The 17371-nt window shown below is 37.1% G+C and carries 19 protein-coding genes; 2 read left to right on the top strand and 17 right to left on the bottom strand.

The window, feature by feature from the left end; genetic code table 11:
• Positions 1–26: 26 nt before the first annotated feature.
• Positions 27–557 carry a hypothetical protein gene (locus LW137_RS01085; RefSeq protein WP_233032584.1) on the top strand — a complete coding sequence of 177 codons (531 nt, stop codon included), beginning with the start codon at positions 27–29 and terminating at the stop codon, positions 555–557.
• Entirely contained in the window at positions 490–1620 is a 1131-nt protein-coding gene (locus LW137_RS01080) for a sulfatase-like hydrolase/transferase (RefSeq protein WP_233032583.1), read from the top strand. Before LW137_RS01085 ends, LW137_RS01080 begins: the two co-directional genes overlap by 68 nt.
• Here LW137_RS01080 and LW137_RS01075 read toward each other — a convergent pair.
• The 17 genes from LW137_RS01075 to LW137_RS00995 form a co-directional block, all read right to left on the bottom strand.
• Positions 1604–2812, bottom strand: coding sequence for a glycosyltransferase (locus tag LW137_RS01075; protein WP_233032582.1), 1209 nt, complete (start codon positions 2810–2812; stop codon positions 1604–1606). The two genes, LW137_RS01080 and LW137_RS01075, sit on opposite strands and share 17 nt — an antisense overlap.
• Positions 2752–3768 carry a glycosyltransferase family 2 protein gene (locus LW137_RS01070; protein ID WP_233032581.1) on the bottom strand — a complete coding sequence of 339 codons (1017 nt, stop codon included), beginning with the start codon at positions 3766–3768 and terminating at the stop codon, positions 2752–2754. The genes LW137_RS01075 and LW137_RS01070 overlap by 61 nt, the downstream gene beginning before the upstream one ends.
• A 63-nt stretch (positions 3769–3831) precedes the next feature.
• The gene (locus LW137_RS01065; protein ID WP_233032580.1) at positions 3832–4674 is read right to left on the bottom strand and encodes a glycosyltransferase; all 843 of its coding nucleotides are present in this window, start codon (positions 4672–4674) and stop codon (positions 3832–3834) included.
• Positions 4667–5992: a UDP-glucose dehydrogenase family protein gene (locus LW137_RS01060; RefSeq protein WP_233032579.1), complete on the bottom strand. Its 1326-nt coding sequence runs from the start codon at positions 5990–5992 to the stop codon at positions 4667–4669. Before LW137_RS01060 ends, LW137_RS01065 begins: the two co-directional genes overlap by 8 nt.
• Positions 5993–6034: 42 nt before the next feature.
• Positions 6035–7042, bottom strand: a complete 1008-nt coding sequence (gene rfbB, locus LW137_RS01055; protein WP_233032578.1) for a dTDP-glucose 4,6-dehydratase — start codon at positions 7040–7042, stop codon at positions 6035–6037.
• Positions 7039–7914 carry a glucose-1-phosphate thymidylyltransferase RfbA gene (gene rfbA, locus LW137_RS01050; protein WP_233032577.1) on the bottom strand — a complete coding sequence of 292 codons (876 nt, stop codon included), beginning with the start codon at positions 7912–7914 and terminating at the stop codon, positions 7039–7041. The genes rfbB and rfbA overlap by 4 nt, the downstream gene beginning before the upstream one ends.
• Complete coding sequence (locus LW137_RS01045; protein ID WP_233032576.1) at positions 7911–8999, bottom strand: DegT/DnrJ/EryC1/StrS family aminotransferase; 1089 nt, start codon at positions 8997–8999, stop codon at positions 7911–7913. The genes rfbA and LW137_RS01045 overlap by 4 nt, the downstream gene beginning before the upstream one ends.
• A complete protein-coding gene (locus tag LW137_RS01040; RefSeq protein WP_233032575.1) occupies positions 8992–9363 on the bottom strand; it encodes a sugar 3,4-ketoisomerase in 372 nt (123 codons plus the stop codon). Before LW137_RS01040 ends, LW137_RS01045 begins: the two co-directional genes overlap by 8 nt.
• Positions 9364–9370: 7 nt before the next feature.
• The gene (locus tag LW137_RS01035) at positions 9371–10285 is read right to left on the bottom strand and encodes a hypothetical protein (protein ID WP_233032574.1); all 915 of its coding nucleotides are present in this window, start codon (positions 10283–10285) and stop codon (positions 9371–9373) included.
• An 82-nt stretch (positions 10286–10367) separates the two neighbouring features.
• The gene (locus LW137_RS01030) at positions 10368–11204 is read right to left on the bottom strand and encodes a methyltransferase, TIGR04325 family (RefSeq protein ID WP_233032573.1); all 837 of its coding nucleotides are present in this window, start codon (positions 11202–11204) and stop codon (positions 10368–10370) included.
• Positions 11201–12109 (bottom strand): glycosyltransferase, encoded by a 909-nt coding sequence (locus LW137_RS01025; protein WP_233032572.1) that lies wholly within the window; start codon positions 12107–12109, stop codon positions 11201–11203. The genes LW137_RS01030 and LW137_RS01025 overlap by 4 nt, the downstream gene beginning before the upstream one ends.
• The gene (locus tag LW137_RS01020; protein ID WP_233032571.1) at positions 12106–13506 is read right to left on the bottom strand and encodes a hypothetical protein; all 1401 of its coding nucleotides are present in this window, start codon (positions 13504–13506) and stop codon (positions 12106–12108) included. Before LW137_RS01020 ends, LW137_RS01025 begins: the two co-directional genes overlap by 4 nt.
• Positions 13503–14282 carry an oxidoreductase gene (locus LW137_RS01015; RefSeq protein WP_233032570.1) on the bottom strand — a complete coding sequence of 260 codons (780 nt, stop codon included), beginning with the start codon at positions 14280–14282 and terminating at the stop codon, positions 13503–13505. Before LW137_RS01015 ends, LW137_RS01020 begins: the two co-directional genes overlap by 4 nt.
• Positions 14283–14392: 110 nt before the next feature.
• Positions 14393–14980 carry a GNAT family N-acetyltransferase gene (locus LW137_RS01010; RefSeq protein WP_233032569.1) on the bottom strand — a complete coding sequence of 196 codons (588 nt, stop codon included), beginning with the start codon at positions 14978–14980 and terminating at the stop codon, positions 14393–14395.
• Positions 14980–15666 carry a hypothetical protein gene (locus LW137_RS01005; protein ID WP_233032568.1) on the bottom strand — a complete coding sequence of 229 codons (687 nt, stop codon included), beginning with the start codon at positions 15664–15666 and terminating at the stop codon, positions 14980–14982. Before LW137_RS01005 ends, LW137_RS01010 begins: the two co-directional genes overlap by 1 nt.
• On the bottom strand, positions 15666–16055 hold the full coding sequence (locus tag LW137_RS01000) for a hypothetical protein (RefSeq protein WP_233032567.1): 390 nt from the start codon (positions 16053–16055) through the stop codon (positions 15666–15668). The genes LW137_RS01005 and LW137_RS01000 overlap by 1 nt, the downstream gene beginning before the upstream one ends.
• Entirely contained in the window at positions 16055–17371 is a 1317-nt protein-coding gene (locus tag LW137_RS00995; RefSeq protein WP_233032566.1) for a glutamate-1-semialdehyde 2,1-aminomutase, read from the bottom strand. The genes LW137_RS01000 and LW137_RS00995 overlap by 1 nt, the downstream gene beginning before the upstream one ends.

Raw genomic sequence — 17371 nt, 5'->3', positions numbered from 1 at the left:
CTTTTAATGCTTTAAGTGGAGGGAAGATGTTTTTGAATAAAACTCATTTGTATTTTGTGATTGCTTGTAGCTGTATCGTAGCATTTGTATTTTGGGAGCATCCAAGTATTGTTTCAAAATGGACCCATACAAACGCCCAAGGATTTTCTTTGGCAAAATCCTTGGTGCTTGTTGGTGCAGAAGTTTTATTGGTTCTGAGCTTGTTTTTGGCATCAAGATCTTATAGCATTTTTAAATATTTATATCTGTTTCTTGTTGTGCTGTCTGCATTGATTTTTGATGTTTTTTATTTCGCATCTGGAAAGGTGATTGAATTTCAAGACTTTGTGTTATTGATTTCAAATTTAGCAAACACAAAAGATGCAGTTGTGATGTATGGGAGTTGGATTGGGTGGGCGAGTTTGAGAGGGTTTGTATTGATCTCTGGATTTGTGTTGATGCCCCCCCCCCCTAAGGATTCACCTCAAAAGAAATACACTGCTCTCATTTTTGATAGGAGTTGCTTTAGTTTGCTTAGTCTGTGCAACTTGTGTTTTTCGACAAGGAGGAGCGACTAATAAGCTTCCATCCCCGATTTCTCTGTATGGTCTTTTTCTTGCCTATGGAATCGATCGGGTTGAAAATCCCTATTCTTATCGCTATGAACTCACAAAGGAGATTCAAATTTCTCATGCCCAATATCAACACATTGTCTTGGTAATTGATGAAAGCATACGATTTGATTATTCACCTTTTTTGAGATTGAAACATTTAGGTCAGTGGAGCGTGATGGATTTTGGAAAAGCAACATCGTATGCCAATAGTTCTGCAGTCAGCAATATTATGCTGCGAAAAGGCGTAAGATATGAGAGTATCGTAGAGGATTTTTATCACAATGCGTTGATTTGGGATTATGCAAAGAAGGCGGGATATAAAACTTATTTATATGATGCACAAGGAGGGGGAAGAGGACATGATTATTTTGATTATGTTGAAGAAAAAATGATTGATAATAATTTAAGTAGAGTCGCAATAGAAAGTGATCGTGAGATTATTTCTTCTCTTCAATATCTTAAGACCAAGCAAAAAACTTTTACGATCATTATCAAAAAAGGTGCTCATTTTCCATACAATGCATTTTTAAGTCATTATCAGTTTCCTTTAAAGTTTTTTGTGGGATATTCTGCTCAAACCCCACAAAGAGTTAAATATCTCAAATCTGTTCTTTATCAAAGTGATCGATTTTGTAGTGAGCTTTTAAAGTTTCAAACACAAGAATCAACGCTAATCATCTATACTTCAGATCATGGGCAAAACCTTGAAGATGTCGCGGGTTTGACACATGGAAGCACACAAAATCCCTATAGTGGAGAAGGACTTGTTCCTCTTGTAGTACTTAGTAATGTTCAAAACATGCCAATTAGCAAGCATCTTCAAAATAATTTCAATCGATCTTCGCATTTTAATATTTTCCCCACAATTCTTGAGGCGATGGGATATGCTCCAAAAAAATTGGGCTATCTCGGATATAGCGGATCTTTGTATGGGGATATCAAAGAGGTGGGAGGATTCTTTTATGGGATACCATTTGGCTATTTTGGAAGGGAACCAAATTTTAAAAAGATCAATGCGGATTTTTAAGGATTTTGATTGCTTCAATCAGTTCTCCTATTCCTTTGTCCCAAAGCATACGAGCAATGAGTAGGAAATTGGGCTCATCTTGAGGATAATCTTGGGGCGAAAAGAAATCTGTATCAATCCCTTCACTATCTAAGATTTTGGCTTTTGAGCTATCTAGAATTTTGTGGTTGATAAAAGTCTCTTTGTCATCAGAGTTTAAAAACCACACTTCAAGAGTTTTTAAAAATGCACCACGATAGAGTAGGCAAACAAGATATTTAAGAAGTTTCTTTTTAAATCCTCCATCGATAAAAACATAGCCTAGTCCAGTAATGACTGCAATGTTTGGAATCTTGAGGAGGTTGCAAGCTATTGAACCATAAATTGCGGGTTTGATTGTGTAGTTGAAAACTAAAATAGGTCTAATTGATCGGATCATTTTTCTTAGTTTGTAAGCCAAAAGAAGATCTTCTAAGGGATTGAGACCTTTGGGATTGATTGAAATAGGGTGATGGAAAAATCCTTTGTCTTTGAGGAGTTGAGTTGTTGAATCGATAGGAGAAATGATGTGAATCACAAAGCCTTGTTTTTGGAGTGATTGGAGGATAGGTAGGCGAAAGTTATACATTCCAAAACTTGTATTGCTAATAAAGATGAGGTTTTTTTGAGTGGAGTTTGAATATGGAGATAGGACTTGTTGATAGTGTTGGATTGTGTGAGAAATCTCAAAACGAGTTTTTGCATATTTTCGCCCTTGGCGCCCCATTTCTTTTTTTTGCTCATTGGAAAGAGAGAGGAAATATTCAATTGCTTTAGCAAGAGAGAGTGGATTTTTGGGAGGGATAAGGATTCCATTGTCTCCGACTTTAAAGTGTTCCATTTCTCTTGGATTGCAAATACATTCTCTACAACCGCTGACATCTGTGGTGATGATGGGTTTTTCCATGCTCATTGCTTCTAAAAGAGAGCGTGGAATCCCTTCTTTGTAGCTAGGAAGGATAATGCATGAATGTTTGGCAATAAAATCTCTGACGCAATCTGTCTCTCCTAGGTAGGTGATCCATTTTTCCTCTTCCCAATGGTGGATTTGTTTGAGTGAGATACTGCTAGGATTGCTATTGTCACATTTCCCCAAAAGATTGAAAGAGGCTTTCATAGTTTGACTTTTCCAAATGTTGCAAGATATAAGGTGATTCTGGCGATAGTTTGCCATCTAAAAAAATATCTCAAAGACAAAAGGGTGGATGTTAAATAAATGGAAGCAATAAAATAGTGCGGAGGTTTGAAATCTGTATTGATTGATTGCAACATAAAAAATACTTCTTGAAGTTCGTGTTGTGAGTAGTGTCTTGCATTGAGTATAGATGCCGAGATAGCTTTGTTTTTATATCTTGAGATTAAGTTTTGCTGGCTGGGATAAGGAACTTTGAGTTTTTCTATGCTTTTAAAGAGTGTAAGAAAATCTTTTTGTCTTTTATAAAAAGCTTCTGAAGTGATTGTTCTTGTGATTGATAGAGGATTATCACAGTAAAAATAAAATTGTTTTTCGATTTTGCAATATGCTTGAATTTCAAAACTCAGAGCTAATAGAATCAATCCATCTTCTAGGGTGTTAAGTGGGGATGGAACAAAATCAAGTTTGTTGTAAGCATTTTTGATAATATTTGTTCTAATCGCTTTACCCCAAATGGATTCAAAGGAATTTCCAAGAATAAGTTTTTCTTGAAAAAAGGGGGTAGTAAGGATCTTTAAGGATTTGCAAAAGTTGAATTTGCTTTTGAGATTATTGAGCAGGTTATGAGAAGTAAAATGCAATAAATCAATTTGCAAATGTTTTTGCAAAATTTGATAGAGGTTTTCACAAGTTTTTATGTCAATAAAATCATCAGAATCAACAAAGAGAGTATAGATTCCTGATGCGACTTTAATGCCATTGAATCGTGTGTGAAAAAGACCTAAATTGTGTGGATTGTGAATGATTTTGATTCTTGTGTCTTTTTTGGCATAGTTTTGGGCGATCTGTATAGCATTGTCTGTCCCACAATCATCTACGATAATAATTTCAATTTCTTGAAAGGTTTGATTGATACAGCTTTCTAAGCATCTTGCGATGTATTTTTCTGTATTGTAAACAGGGATAATGATAGAGAAAAAGGGGTTTTCTGTCATTTGTATGCTCGTGATTTTTTTGAGAAATTATACATAAAGATTATCTGAGTATGGGATCAAGGGCTATTTTTGAAGAGCGATGAGTTTTTTGACAAACCAATGCGGGAATTGTGTTTTGATGATTTTCTTCATTGAGGCGATTAAAAAATATGGATATACAGAAAGAGGATTTTTTGAAAATCTCTGTGCGATATGCAAAGACTCTTTAGTGCGTAATAGTCCTTGAATATCGCTTGAACCTCCACAATGAAATATAGAGCAAATCAGATCGATTTTATGAAAAAGAAACTTTTTGTCAAAGAGTTGATAAAACAGAAGATAATCACTTGCAAGTTTGTAATCTGAAGTGTTATAGGGGAATTGTTTGTGGATTGAAGTTTTGAAAAATGTGGATTGATGGATAAGGTTAAGCCCAAATTTTTTAAGACTGATATGAAGGTCAGTCGGAGCTTTTTTAATGGCCCAAAAATCTTGATATTGAACTTTTGTATCCCCATAGATTACATCATATTGCGAAATATCTTCTCTTGCGATTTTTTCTAAAACTTCAGGACTATAAAAATAATCTCCGCTATTCATAAAGTTGATCCAATCTTGTGAGGCAAGTTGGATGCCTTTATTCATCGCATCATAGATTCCACAATCTTTCTCACTAAGAAATTTGAAAGTCAGGGTAGGGTAGTGTAAGTGAGTGGCTTGGATATAGATTCGCTCATCATCTATCTCTTGCAGGGTGATGTGTGTATGCTCTTGGAGATATTGATAGATCTTTTCACTTGTGCCATCTGTGCTTTTTCCATCAATGAGGATATATTCAATTTCGTGAAAGCTTTGTGAAACAACAGAATTGATAGTTTTAAGAATATGAGAATGATCGTTATAAACAATTGTTGCGATGCTAAACATGAGGTTTTCCTATGCAGATATATTGGATTCCTAATTGCTCTAGTGGATGGTGGGTGTAGATATTACGCCCATCAAAAATGATTTTGTGTTTGAGTAGTGAGCCAATGAGCGAAAAATCTGGGGAGCGGAATTCTTTCCACTCTGTCAAAACAAGCAAAGCATCACAATCTTCCAAGGTTTGATACTTTTCATCACAATAAGTTAGATTTTCAAAATTTTTCAAATAAAACTTTGCATTTTCCATTGCTTTTGGATCATAGACTTGAAATCTCGCACCTTTTTGTGTGAGTGCTTGGATGATACTTAGAGATGGGGCTTCTCGCATATCATCTGTCTCTGGCTTGAAGCTCAAACCCCAGATAGCAAAGGTTTTGTGATGCAAATCTTCACCAAACACTTGCAAAACCTTTTCTGCCAAAAGAAGCTTTTGAGATTGGTTGATTGCATCTGTTGCTTGAAGCATGGGGGTTTGCACTCCAAAATTTTGGGCTATTTTTTGCAGTGCTCGCACATCTTTGGGGAAGCAACTCCCCCCATAGCCAATGCCTGGATAAATAAACTCATAACCAATGCGTGGATCTGATCCAATCCCTATCCTTACAGCATTGATATCTGCTCCCACCGCCTCACAAATGCGACTCATTTCATTGATGAAGCTGATTTTTGTCGCAAGCATTGCATTGGCTGCGTATTTTGTCATTTCAGCTGATGGGATATCCATCGTGATGATTCTGTCTTTTTTGAGTGTGAAGGGAAAGTAAAGTTCTTGCAAAATTTTTGTTGCTTTGGGGGAATCTGAGCCAATGATAATGCGATCAGGGCTCATAAAGTCTTTGATCGCAACTCCCTCTTTGAGAAATTCTGGATTGCTGACCACATCAAAATCGATTTTCAATCCTCTTCTTTCAAGCTCTTCTTGAATGCTTTGGCGCACAAGAGTGGCTGTGCCAATGGGGACAGTGGATTTATCAACGATTACACAATATGAGCAAATGTGTTTCCCGATCTCTTTGGCAGCCTCAAGGACATAAGAGAGGTCTGCACTGCCATCTTCTCCCATTGGAGTGCCAACAGCGATGAAGATCACCTGAGCATTGTGATAGGCCCTATGTAGATCTGATGTAAAAAAGAGAGTTTTATCAAGATTGTTTTTTACAAGCTCTTCAAGTCCTTGTTCATAGATTGGAATCTGTGCTTTGGAGAGCATCGCAATCTTGTTTTGATCAATGTCAAAACAAGTGACTTCATTGCCCATTTGTGCAAAACAAGCCCCACTGACAAGACCTACATAACCAGATCCCACGATTGTAAGTTTCATAAAAAGCCTTCGAGAATTAAAATTAAGAAATACTTTAAACGACTAGGTTTTGTATTTTAGCAGATACCATTCTATTGTCTGTCTAATTCCCCTTAAAAAGTCATATTGTGGCTTCCAACCTAGAGAAGTTTGAAGTTTTGTAGAATCAATTGCATATCGGCGATCATGTCCTGCACGATCTTGAACATAAGTGATCTGATCTTTATAGCTCCCTTGCGATTTGGGGCAAAGATCATCTAAAATCGAACAAACAATATGTGCTATTTGGATATTGGTGTATTCATTGTTTCCACCTATGTTGTAAGTCTCTCCATATTGTTTTGAGTGAAAAACAAGATCTATTCCTCTGCAATGATCCTCTACATGAAGCCAATCGCGGATATTAAGTCCATCTCCATAGATTGGAATCGCTTCTCCTAGTAGGGATTTTTTGATAATTGTAGGAATGAGCTTTTCGCTATGTTGTCTAGGTCCATAGTTATTGGAGCAATTTGTAATCAATGTTTTGAGACCATAGGTATGGTGATAGCTTCTGACAAGCATATCACTTGAAGCTTTTGAGGCAGAATAGGGCGAATTGGGTGCATAAGGGGTTTGCTCTGTAAATAATCCATTTTCTCCAAGAGAGCCATATACCTCATCAGTACTAATATGATGAAAAATGCCATAGGGAACCTTGTAGGTAAAGGGTTTTTCTAGCCAATGATGATAAGCAACATCTAGGAGAGTAAAAGTGCCTTCAATATTTGTTTTGATGAAGATATTGGGTGAATGAATAGAGTTGTCGACATGAGATTCTGCGGCAAAGTGAATGACAGAATCGATATCGTTTGTTTCAAAGATTTGATGCAATAGCGCTTTGTCACAAATATCCCCTTGAATGAAAGTGTGATTGGGGTGATTGATAAAATCTTGCATATTTTCTGTTTTTCCTGCATACGTCAGTAAATCAAGATTGTAGAGCTTGTAATGAGGGTATTTTTGAAGAAAATAAGAAATAAAATTACTTCCAATAAAACCTGCTCCCCCTGTAATAAGTATATTTTTCATTGTTGAGCTATCCTTAGAAGGTATTGACCATATTGATTTTTTTGCATTTCTTGTGCGAGTTTTAGGAGCTGAGATTTGTGGATATAGCCCATTTTGTAGGCGATTTCTTCAAGGCAGGCGATTTTTAGACCTTGGCGTTTTTCAATGATTTCTATGAAATTGCTTGCTTCTAGTAAATTTTCATGTGTTCCTGTATCTAGCCAAGCATATCCTCTTCCCAAGAGCTCGATTTTGAGTCGATTTTCTTGGAGATAAAGCTGATTGATTGAAGTGATCTCAAGCTCTCCGCGCTCAGAGGGAGTGATTTGAGTAGATTTATAAATCACATCATTAGGATAGAAATAAAGGCCAATCACAGCATAATTGCTTTTGGGATGAGCGGGTTTCTCCTCGATAGAAATGACTTTTTGTAAAGAATCAAATTCGACGACCCCATAATCTTGAGGGTTATTGACATAATAACCAAAGGCAACACTCTCTTGATGTTTTGAAACATGAGAAACGCTATTTTGGAGAGTTTTGATGAGCCCCTCTCCATAAATTAAGTTATCGCCCAAAATAAGACATACATCACTGTCCCCAATAAAGTCTTTTCCAATGATAAAGGCCTCAGCAAGGCCATTTGGTAATTCTTGAATGGCATATTGAATCTGTATCCCAAGATGCTCTCCATGACCAAAAAGATCTTCAAATCTCTGTATGTCTTTTGGAGTAGAGATAATGAGGATTTCTTGAATTCCTGCAAGGAGAAGGATAGATAGCGGATAATAAATCATGGGCTTATCATAAATAGGCAAAAGCTGTTTGACTACACCTTTTGTGATGGGGTAAAGACGCGTTCCGCTTCCTCCGGCTAAAATAATTCCTTTCATGCATTCCACCTATTGAGCTTATCAATAACTCTCAGAATATCTTCTTCTGTATGAAAAAATGAAATTGGAAGACTGAGGGTTGTTTGATGAATTTCCTCACTGATGGGGTATTCTCCACTTAGAAATTTATGCATCGATTCTTGTTTGTGAGGGGGGATGGGGTAGTGAATCTCTGTTTGGATTCCTTCTTGCAAGAGATATTGTCGGAGCTGATCTCTTTTGGGATGGCGGATGTTAAAAATATGATAGACATCAAAGTGGTCTTTGTGGATATGGGGCAGGATATATTTTTCTCTTGAAAGTCCTTGCAGATAGAGGGAGGCAAGTTTTCTTTTGTGAGATGTGATTTGATCTAGGATGTGGAGTTTTTTTCTTAAAAATACAGCTTGCAACTCATCAAGTCTTGAGTTGTAGCCCAAATATTGATTGATGTATTTTTGATGGGAACCATAGTTTCGCAAGGCTCTAAGTTTTTTGGCCAAAGCATCATCATTTGTTGTGATAGCTCCTCCATCTCCTAGCGCACCAAGATTTTTTGTTGGATAGAAGCTAAAGCAACCAATTCCAAAATTTCCAACTTGGTGATTTTTGTATTTTGCACCATGTGCTTGAGCACAATCTTCAATCAAAGCAAGATGATATTGGTTACAAAGCTTTTGAATCTGATCCATTTGACAGGCTTTTCCATAGAGATGCACAACAAGAATTGCTTTTGTGTGTGGGGTGATTTTCTCTTCAATTTTATGTGGATCAATATTGTATGTCGCAAGATTGGGTTCGACTAAGATAGGTTTCATCCCTGCTTTTATGATTGCCATAATAGTGGCAATGTAGGTATTGGAAGGGACGAGAATTTCTGATCCTTTTTCAAATTCTAGGGCATCAATGGATAAAATCATTGCATCAAGGCCAGATGCCACTCCGATACAGTGTTTGCTTCCAACACTTTGTGCAAACTCTTCTTCAAATTTTTTGACTTCATCTCCCAAAATAAACCACCCTTTTTGCAAAAAGTCTTCAAAGCCCTGTATATATTCTGCAAAAAGTTTTTGATTGCTCTTGTGGAGATTTTCGTATTCAATCATTGGAATGTGGCTCCTCATAAATATAATCATTGGGATCATAGGTTTCTGAAGCTAAAACCAATAGGGTCGCATTGGGAGAAAAGTCTTGCATCAAATGCCACTCATGGGGTTCAAGCAAGAGACACTCATTTGGGTTTTGAAGTGTAAAAGTGGATTTTTCTCCATAAGAGTTAATGAGAATCTTGCATGATCCTCCAAGACAGATCATTGCTAGTTTTGTCTTGTGATGAGCATGTCCTCCACGATTTGAGGAGACATTATAAATATAAAAGACCCTTTTGATTTCAAAGGGAAGAATTTTTTCGATCACGCTTAGTGAGCCTCTAGAATCAGTGATTGTTTGTATATGAATTAGTTGTGCCATAAAAGCCTCAGAAATCTATATTTTGAAAAACATTATAGCTTTTTTTGATTTTTCTCTTGATGAACCTTAGGGGCGTTTTCCAAGTGATGGGGGGGATAGATCGAGCATCAAAATTTTGATTGGGAAATCTTTCTCTTAAGGAAAGTAGGTGCCGAATATAGGGAGTGTAGATTGTCTTTATAATCGTTTGAGGAAGTGTATAGGGACCAAGATCAACTTTATCTTCCCCGATAAATTTAAGGTGGTGAAAATGATAGAAAATGGGTGCAATATCTACAAATTGTTGAATATTCCAAGGAGCTAGCCCGCCACCTAAATTCTCTAAAATATGCACGCCCCTAAAGCGTTTTGGCCAATCATCAAGATATTTTTGATCTCCAAATTTTCCATCTTCAAATCGCGCAAAACACCATTGGATACATTGATGTCTCCACCAATGTAGGGCTTCCATTCCATTTTTGTCAGCACAAAAAGTCATAAACTGCACGCAGTAGATTCCGCTTGTTTTTTCTTGGTTGTAGCATGGAGTGTAGCGATGAGAGGTGATAAGGATAGATTTATCTTGCATCTCATTAACTAGGATAGAAGGATCAGAAAAAAAATACAAATCAGCATCAAGATAAGTGCAGTGAGGAAGAGAAAAAGTCTCAATGCAATAGAGGATGACAGAAGGGGTGCAGGTCCAGCAATACTCTCCTCTTGTGCGTGTGGGTTTGATGGCAAGAAGTTCTTGATCTTGGAAATCCTGCATGGAGATAATTGTCGTGCAGGGATGGGAGATGGAGGTTAGAACTTGATAAGCGATTTCATCAAAAGCCACAATATAGAGATGAAAATTTTGAGAGTGCTGCGTGAGACTCTCAAGCATTGCAAGTCCTCTCGTCAGGTAATTAGAATCAAAGAGTGTGCAATAATAATGCATTATTCTTTCCTTGCAAAGTAAAAAGGATTGAGGAAAATAGATAGCAATGAGGGGCGGAACTGCTCTTTTTTATAGATTTGCTTTAGTCTTTTGAACATGTTTTCTCCTTGTAGAGTGAAAAGCCTAGAAAATCAATTTGATTTGTTGAGGTATCGCAATAGCTATAAAACTCATCAAGAAGTTGATAACCAGCACTTGTTAGGCTTGCGAGCAATTCTTGCTTGGAAAAAAGGTGGCAAGGGTATTGGGCTGAGTAAATTGTCGAGGGAACTTTTTGGATTGTGATCTGATGTGTATTGTTGGTGGAAAATGAGGTCCGATCGATAAGAATTGCATCAAATTCAAAAGATTTAATGAGAGAATCGAGAGTTTGATATGGCATCTCAAGATATTGTAAGACACCTGAGAGGAACAGAAATTTTGTGCTCTTTGGAGGGAGTTTGTTTTGTAACTCTTGAATGTCTTGATGGAAAAATAATTGTTGATTTTCAAAGAGTGTTTTTCCTGCTTGAATGATTTTTTCTTGCTCAAGGATGTGCCAAGTGAAGTGAGGCAATAATGAGAGAAATTTTTTGTTTTGAAAGTATAAACTTCCTAGGCTTCCTCCAAAATCTATTATGGAGAGATTTTGGGAGCGAAATTTCATCGCCAATGCAAAGAGACTATTTAAAAGAGGGTAGGGATAGGTCACTTGGTCTAAGATAATGCTATCGCGCTCACATTTTGTAGGATCATTCTGAGTGATTTGGACTGCTTTAATGAGCTGATTGAGATAAATATCGGGATCATATCCACTACATTGTGTTTGAGCCTCTTGAAAGGTGGGGTAATTGCCTACCCAGCGAATGTCTTGCTTGAGGTAGCGTTTGGTGAGTTTGAATATAAGCGGGGGACATAAAGACTTGATGAGATTTTTCATCTAAAGATTCCGAAAATTTTTCTTTTGATTTTTGAAAAAATACAGGTGTGATTTTTGAGATATTTGGATAGCAAGTGTTTGGCCATCGGATTTTCTTCGGGCAGAATCTTATTGCAAGAGGTTTTAATGTCATTTTTAGTTCCAAAAAAACTTGATGATTTTTCGTTCTTAAAATGTGTGCCATCATAACCAATATTTTCTACAAGAGAGTATTTAGGGTAAAGGCACAACATATTTGCCAAAAAGGCAGAAGCATACCAGCGGATTGCCCAAGAATGATTTTTGCCCTTGATTTGATCTTTGAGCATTTTGAGATAGGGATAGGAGCCATTGATATCAAAATCTTTTTGAAGGTTTTTGCTTGTGATTTGTGCTAGTAATTTCTGTCCGTCTTTTTCGAAGTGTTCCCAAGCTCTTTTCCAAGTGGCCCAAGTCCAGCAATCCGCACCTTTGATAAAAAACACATCTTCATGCATCTCTTGAGGATAATGAATGGGAAAGTTGAAAGCACTAATGCAAGCAACCTGTTGGTCATCCTTGTAAAGCTCAAGATAGGTATTCATAAACTCAAGAAAGCAAGGAGAGACAAGCAAATCATCCTCAAGCACAATAATTTTTTCATATTGATTGATGATTGTTGTGACACCATCAATGATAGAATCTGCCAATCCCCAATTTGTTTCTCGCTCGATGATTGTGATATTTTTAAAGCCCTGAATGGTGTGAATATAATCACGCACCTCCTGCACACTTTGTGCTGTCGCTTCATCTTTGTGCCCATCAGAATAGATGAAAAGTTCGCTTTCTTTTGCAGGGGGATTTTCTAGTAGTGCATCTATGACTTGCCGAGTGTGATTGGGGCGATTGTAGACAAACAAAACAATGGGAGCTAGAGCGGGTTTCAAAGAGTCTCTCCTGTGGGCTTGATGGTTTTGGAATGATCTTCAATCGTCTTAAAGAGATTGCGATAGAAATTAGAATCTCTAGGATCAGCAAGGTATGAGTTGATTTTATCGATATTGATTTTTTGGTCTTTCAACGGAAAGTCTTGGATTTTTTGAATCACTTCTTTGAGGTCTTCATATGATTGGACATGCAAGGTGTGCTCTAGGTGAGCATACACAGTCGGAAGAGGATTAAAGAGAATGGCAGGAACATTATAAAATGCAGATTCTAGACTGATTGTTCCTCCTAGAGTAGCTACAGCTTGTGCATTTTGCATAAGATCTTTTGAAGAGATATCTAAAGATACCATCGTGACATTTTCTAGCTTCATAATTTCGCGATAAAAATTTGTATTTTTAAAAAAAGCGAGATTGTTGATAAAGTAGTGCATGATCTCATTGTTGAGAATAAATTGATGTGGGTGTTCTTTGACATAGAGCTTCCAGCCCTTTGGAAGAGCTTTTGAAAGCATTTTGATGATAGTGATTTGTGACTCCAAAAGAGTTTTTCCAATGATGGCAGCTTCAGGCTCAAAATGAACGCTGTAGTAAATATATTTTTCTTGTAAATTTGGATGAATTGAGTGCTTTTGATAGAATCTTTTGAGTTGCTTGTATTTCCAGAAGTAATAGAGTTTGTCCCAATACGAATAAGTAATACCAAGGCGGTCTTGCTGAAAGTTGAGCTTTGAAAGACAAACACAGAATTGAGACAGCATCTCTCCCCCACATTTTGATACCAAATCCTTGATGAGTCGCTTGAGATTTTTTTTCTCAGGAGTGATAGAAGTTTCGAGTTTGTAAAAGATGATTTCTTCTGCCTTTGCACAAGTCGTGCTAGGAGTATAGGGAATACATGAGAATTGTTGTGGGGAGTTGTGATTTAATAAGGCGATGGCGTGATAGTGATAGCCCTCCATGGAATAGCAAGGAATGCCTAAAAATGTGCAGAGTGAAAAGGGAATATGGTGATTGGGGGAAGTAAGATTTGCTTCCGCAGAAATCATGAGATCAATTTGGTTATTTCTAAAGATTTCAATAAAAAAAGAAAGATGCTGATGGTAGATATCTTTTGCCAGAGGGTTATCAAGCATGATGCGATGTAGCATTGTTTCAATATCAATTTGTGCATATTTCATTTTTGCAATGATTTGATAATCAATACTTTCGACATGCTGAATATCAAGTAATCGCTCATAGTCGATAACGTGCCCAATGCGTTCATTATATTCTTTGCATAGGGAAGTGACTTTTTCATGCATTTCGCAGACTAAAACAACAAGATGGTGAGTTGTATGCTTGAGGATATACTCAAGCATATTTCCATCACGATCTAGAAGGATAATGTTTTTTTTCACAGACCCCATCCATCATCTACAACTAAAATTTGTCCATTGACACATAAACTCATATCGCTCAAAAGATAGAGTAGGGTTCCATTGAGATCTTCGGGGTCCATCATGCCTTTGCTAGTGCAACATTGGCGATATTTTTTTAAAAAACTTTGTGGCTGAGGAGAGGTTTTATTGTAAATTCCTCCAGGAGCGATTGCATTGACTCTAATGCCTGTATTGGCAAGATATTTTGCCATCCATTTTGTCATATGATTGATGCCTGACTTGATGATGGAGTAATCAACGACGCTATCCATATCTGTCCCTTCATAATTTTCAAATTTTGGTGCATAAACTCCCATAATAGAAGACATTGAGATGATATTTCCAAATCCTTGATTCTTGAAATAAAGTGCAAATTGCTGGCTTGTAAGCACATATCCTCCAAGCTGAAGTTTTAGATTCTCGCAAAAATCATCAAAATCAAAATTATAAAAATTATTTTTCCCCCAAGAAGCGGTTCTAGGATATGCATTATTGACAAGAGCATCAATTCTACCAAATTGATCGTGTATCTTTTGAATCGCTTGAGCAATGCTTGATTGTGAGATAATATCCATTTTGACAAATAGGCTATTTTCTCCTGAAGGATCGATTTGAGATCGTATCTTTTGACCAAGCTCTTGGGCAATATCAGCGATGATGACTTTTCCTCCATTTTCAACTATTACTTTAGAAATGGACTGTCCGATTAGACCTGCTCCCCCAGTGATAACAACTACTTTATCTTGTAAAAGCATCTTTTCTCCTTATTTAAGATGTAAAAATCGAATCATAATAGCTTTCGTGGCTTGCAAAAAAGTCTTGCAATTCTTTATGAATTGGCTTTTTGGGAAGTTTTTTGATACGCTCAAGCATATTTTTTTGGGAGTCCCATATACCCCCCCCTAGATGCAATGATCTTTTGATAATCAGACAAGTGGGCAGTGATCCTGATTGTATCAGCTTTTTCAATTCCTTTGATAAAGGAATTTTTGAAGATCCCTTCCAAGCGGTAGCCAATCAAACTCATGCGGTGAGACCAAGGAATGAGTTTGATGTGTTGTCCAGCTTCTATACGCTCCATTCCAAGCTTGACAAAAGCATGTTCGGTGATGCGTGCAACAGCTTCTAAAGCTTCCAGAGGATTTTTTCTAAAGAAGCTTCCTATTACGACACCAAGACCAGCCGATCTTGTTTTGTAATTGATATCCATAAGACTTGTTGATCCGATTGCTTCATGCTCTTTGTTGGTGATAATGAAGAGCAGTCTTTCTTCTATCGCTTGCTTGAAGAAAGCAATTTGTTTTTCTTTGGTGTTGGGAAAAACTCCATGCTCTAAGAACTGAGTTGTATGAGGGTGATTGAACCATTTGTACCAATCAGACTTTTCAGCAAATTCTAAAGTGGGAATGCATAGATCAATTGTTTCGCCTTCGATAAAAACATCTAATTTCATCATTTAATCTCCGAATAAAAGTTTTGAATCTCTTCTTTGAGATGGTTGTGATTGAAATATTTGATCCCTCGCATGAGGGGGACAGCTTGCCCTCCCATCCCACGTTTAAAGTGTGCAATGTTGATTTGTTTTTGATCGCAATAGTCTAAAAATCCTTGTATTTCTAAAAAATTTGCAGGCTGACTGAGACAGATCGTTGTGTAGCCCATTTGAGAGAAGTGCAAAAAGGCATGATAGAGAATAATATGATAGATGGGAATTTTGCTTCCTTCATATTTTGGAAGGTCAGACCCGCTATGATAAAAAACGCTTGAATTGTTATGAAAAAAATAACAACAACCAATTGGTTCGGCTTGATATCTAAGAACAAAAAGAGATGTAAAACCTTCTAGTAAAAAATCGTATTGGATCTCAAAACTCTCATCACTACGAGTTTTTCGCCTAGAACATAGATGGTGGTATTCTACATATGTTTGGTGCATCTCATAAGATGGATTGTTTGCATCATAGATTTCTACTTTAAAATCTGGATTTTTTAAAAAGGAATTAATAAGTGGCTTATAACTTTTGCGAAGTTGTCTCCAGAGTTCTTCTTGTGAGGTTTTTAAAAAAACAACATTATCTATCGAGGAGCAGTTTATATAGCCGTATTTTTGCAAAATAGTTAAATCTTTACATGAAATCATTAGTCCCCCCCCCCTTCATACTTTAGATGTTGTTGTGCATCTAGATAACACTTGATGTATTGACATGAGTATTGTTTGGCAATCTCATCTAAGAGATGAAAGGCCAAAGCTTCTGCTTTTGGGGTCAGCGTAATTGGAATTGGAAGAAAGTGACCATTGTTAGAAATTGTATTGCCTTTTGGTGTCGTATAAATGGGGCAATAGCAAATTCCTATACATTTTCCATTTTCAAGAATAACAAAGCTCTTATCAAGCAAGGGTTTAGCAATCAGCTGATAATAATGAATGGTATTGAGATGATAGATTGTAGATAAATGAAAGGTTTTGAAAAATTCATCATAAAGAGCACAGAATCTTGCTTCATTTTCGTTGCGAAAAATAACTTCCATTAGTTGTATTTCCTAAAAACGGGTTTTGTTTCATTGCCGACTAGAAGCTCTTTTGTATTTCCTTTTTCAATTGCTTGGGCAATGACTTTGAGAGATTTTTCAAATCCCTCAATGGTTTGAGAGATCTCTGAATCACGATGAGAATAAGAAGGGATAATGACTTGCAGAAGGACTCCTGATTTGATCATTTCCTGCATAAAGAGCGTTCTTAAAAAAGGATCTTGTTCGCCAAGAGTGTTTGTAAAAGAAAAATACGGACGACAATCAATTCCTTCAGCTTTTGTAAAGTCTGAGATGCCAAGTTCTCTAGCGATTTGGTTGTAAGCCTCTTTGATCGTTTTGCCTGTTTGCCAAATGTGTTTTGTGATCGCATAGTCATCTTGTAAGAGAAGTTGAAGAGTTTTTTGAGCAGCGCGAAGATGGTGAGTTTCTCCGCCATAAGTTGTAGAGAGCAAGAAAACTCTTTCATAAGGATGATCAATCCCTCCTCGCTCCATAATTTCCTTTTTGCCTGTAAGAGCAGAGATGGAAAAACCATTTGCCATTGCTTTTCCAAAGCTTGCCAAATCTGGAGTGACACCATAGAGATATTGCGCACCTTTTGGATGGAATCTAAAGCCAGAAACAACTTCATCAAAGATGAGTACGATTCCATATTGTGTGCATATTTCTCGCACTTTTTGCAAAAAATTATCTTGAGGTTCACAAGTCGCTGCAGGCTCCAAAATCACGCAAGCAACATTATTTTGATGGTAGTTGATTTTTTCAATAAGGCTTTGAGGATCATTGTAGCCAAAGGAGTCGGTAAGAACTTGTACGCTTTTGGGAATTCCGGCATTGACTGCAGTATTTCCCATAAACCAATCATCAATGCTGAAGAACGCATGATCTTTGCAACGCAGAATAACTTCTTTTCCAGTATAGGCTCGTGCAAGTTTGACAGCAGCACTTGTCGCATTTGATCCATTTTTGGCAAATTTCACCATTTCTGCGCAAGGGATTGTGTTTGCTAGAAGTTCTGCTACTTCTGCTTCAATAAAACTTGGTCTAATAAAATTGCATCCATTTTGCAGTTCTTGTTGAACCACTTCAACAACAGGAGGGAAAGCGTGCCCCAGAAGAACTGAACCAAGTCCCATTCCCCAATCTACAAATTCATTTCCATCAATATCCCAAACCCTTGCGCCTAATCCTTTTTGGATTGCAAATGGGCTGAGAGCAGGGAATTGATCATCGCCCTTACTGTATGTGTGGCCTCCGCCAGGAATTAAGTTTTTTGCCTTGATGCGCCATTGATTTGATTTTTCAAAATTCAT

This window comes from Helicobacter kayseriensis, assembly GCF_021300655.1.
Taxonomy (GTDB): domain Bacteria; phylum Campylobacterota; class Campylobacteria; order Campylobacterales; family Helicobacteraceae; genus Helicobacter_G; species Helicobacter_G kayseriensis.
This window is presented reverse-complemented; position numbering and strand designations above follow the sequence as displayed.

Excerpts from the sequence above, each read along its gene's own strand:
- LW137_RS01005 (WP_233032568.1), bottom strand. The coding sequence starts at position 15,666 with ATGATTTCATGTAAAGATTTAACTATTTTGCAAAAATACGGCTATATA.
- LW137_RS01030 (WP_233032573.1), bottom strand. The coding sequence starts at position 11,204 with ATGAAAAATCTCATCAAGTCTTTATGTCCCCCGCTTATATTCAAACTC.
- LW137_RS01040 (WP_233032575.1), bottom strand. The coding sequence starts at position 9,363 with ATGGCACAACTAATTCATATACAAACAATCACTGATTCTAGAGGCTCA.
- LW137_RS01045 (WP_233032576.1), bottom strand. The coding sequence starts at position 8,999 with ATGATTGAATACGAAAATCTCCACAAGAGCAATCAAAAACTTTTTGCA.
- LW137_RS01085 (WP_233032584.1), top strand. The coding sequence starts at position 27 with ATGTTTTTGAATAAAACTCATTTGTATTTTGTGATTGCTTGTAGCTGT.
- rfbB (WP_233032578.1), bottom strand. The coding sequence starts at position 7,042 with ATGAAAAATATACTTATTACAGGGGGAGCAGGTTTTATTGGAAGTAAT.
- rfbA (WP_233032577.1), bottom strand. The coding sequence starts at position 7,914 with ATGAAAGGAATTATTTTAGCCGGAGGAAGCGGAACGCGTCTTTACCCC.
- LW137_RS01070 (WP_233032581.1), bottom strand. The coding sequence starts at position 3,768 with ATGACAGAAAACCCCTTTTTCTCTATCATTATCCCTGTTTACAATACA.
- LW137_RS01075 (WP_233032582.1), bottom strand. The coding sequence starts at position 2,812 with ATGGCAAACTATCGCCAGAATCACCTTATATCTTGCAACATTTGGAAA.
- LW137_RS01000 (WP_233032567.1), bottom strand. The coding sequence starts at position 16,055 with ATGGAAGTTATTTTTCGCAACGAAAATGAAGCAAGATTCTGTGCTCTT.
- LW137_RS01010 (WP_233032569.1), bottom strand. The coding sequence starts at position 14,980 with ATGAAATTAGATGTTTTTATCGAAGGCGAAACAATTGATCTATGCATT.
- LW137_RS01035 (WP_233032574.1), bottom strand. The coding sequence starts at position 10,285 with ATGCATTATTATTGCACACTCTTTGATTCTAATTACCTGACGAGAGGA.
- LW137_RS01015 (WP_233032570.1), bottom strand. The coding sequence starts at position 14,282 with ATGCTTTTACAAGATAAAGTAGTTGTTATCACTGGGGGAGCAGGTCTA.
- LW137_RS00995 (WP_233032566.1), bottom strand. The coding sequence starts at position 17,371 with ATGAATTTTGAAAAATCAAATCAATGGCGCATCAAGGCAAAAAACTTA.
- LW137_RS01060 (WP_233032579.1), bottom strand. The coding sequence starts at position 5,992 with ATGAAACTTACAATCGTGGGATCTGGTTATGTAGGTCTTGTCAGTGGG.
- LW137_RS01065 (WP_233032580.1), bottom strand. The coding sequence starts at position 4,674 with ATGTTTAGCATCGCAACAATTGTTTATAACGATCATTCTCATATTCTT.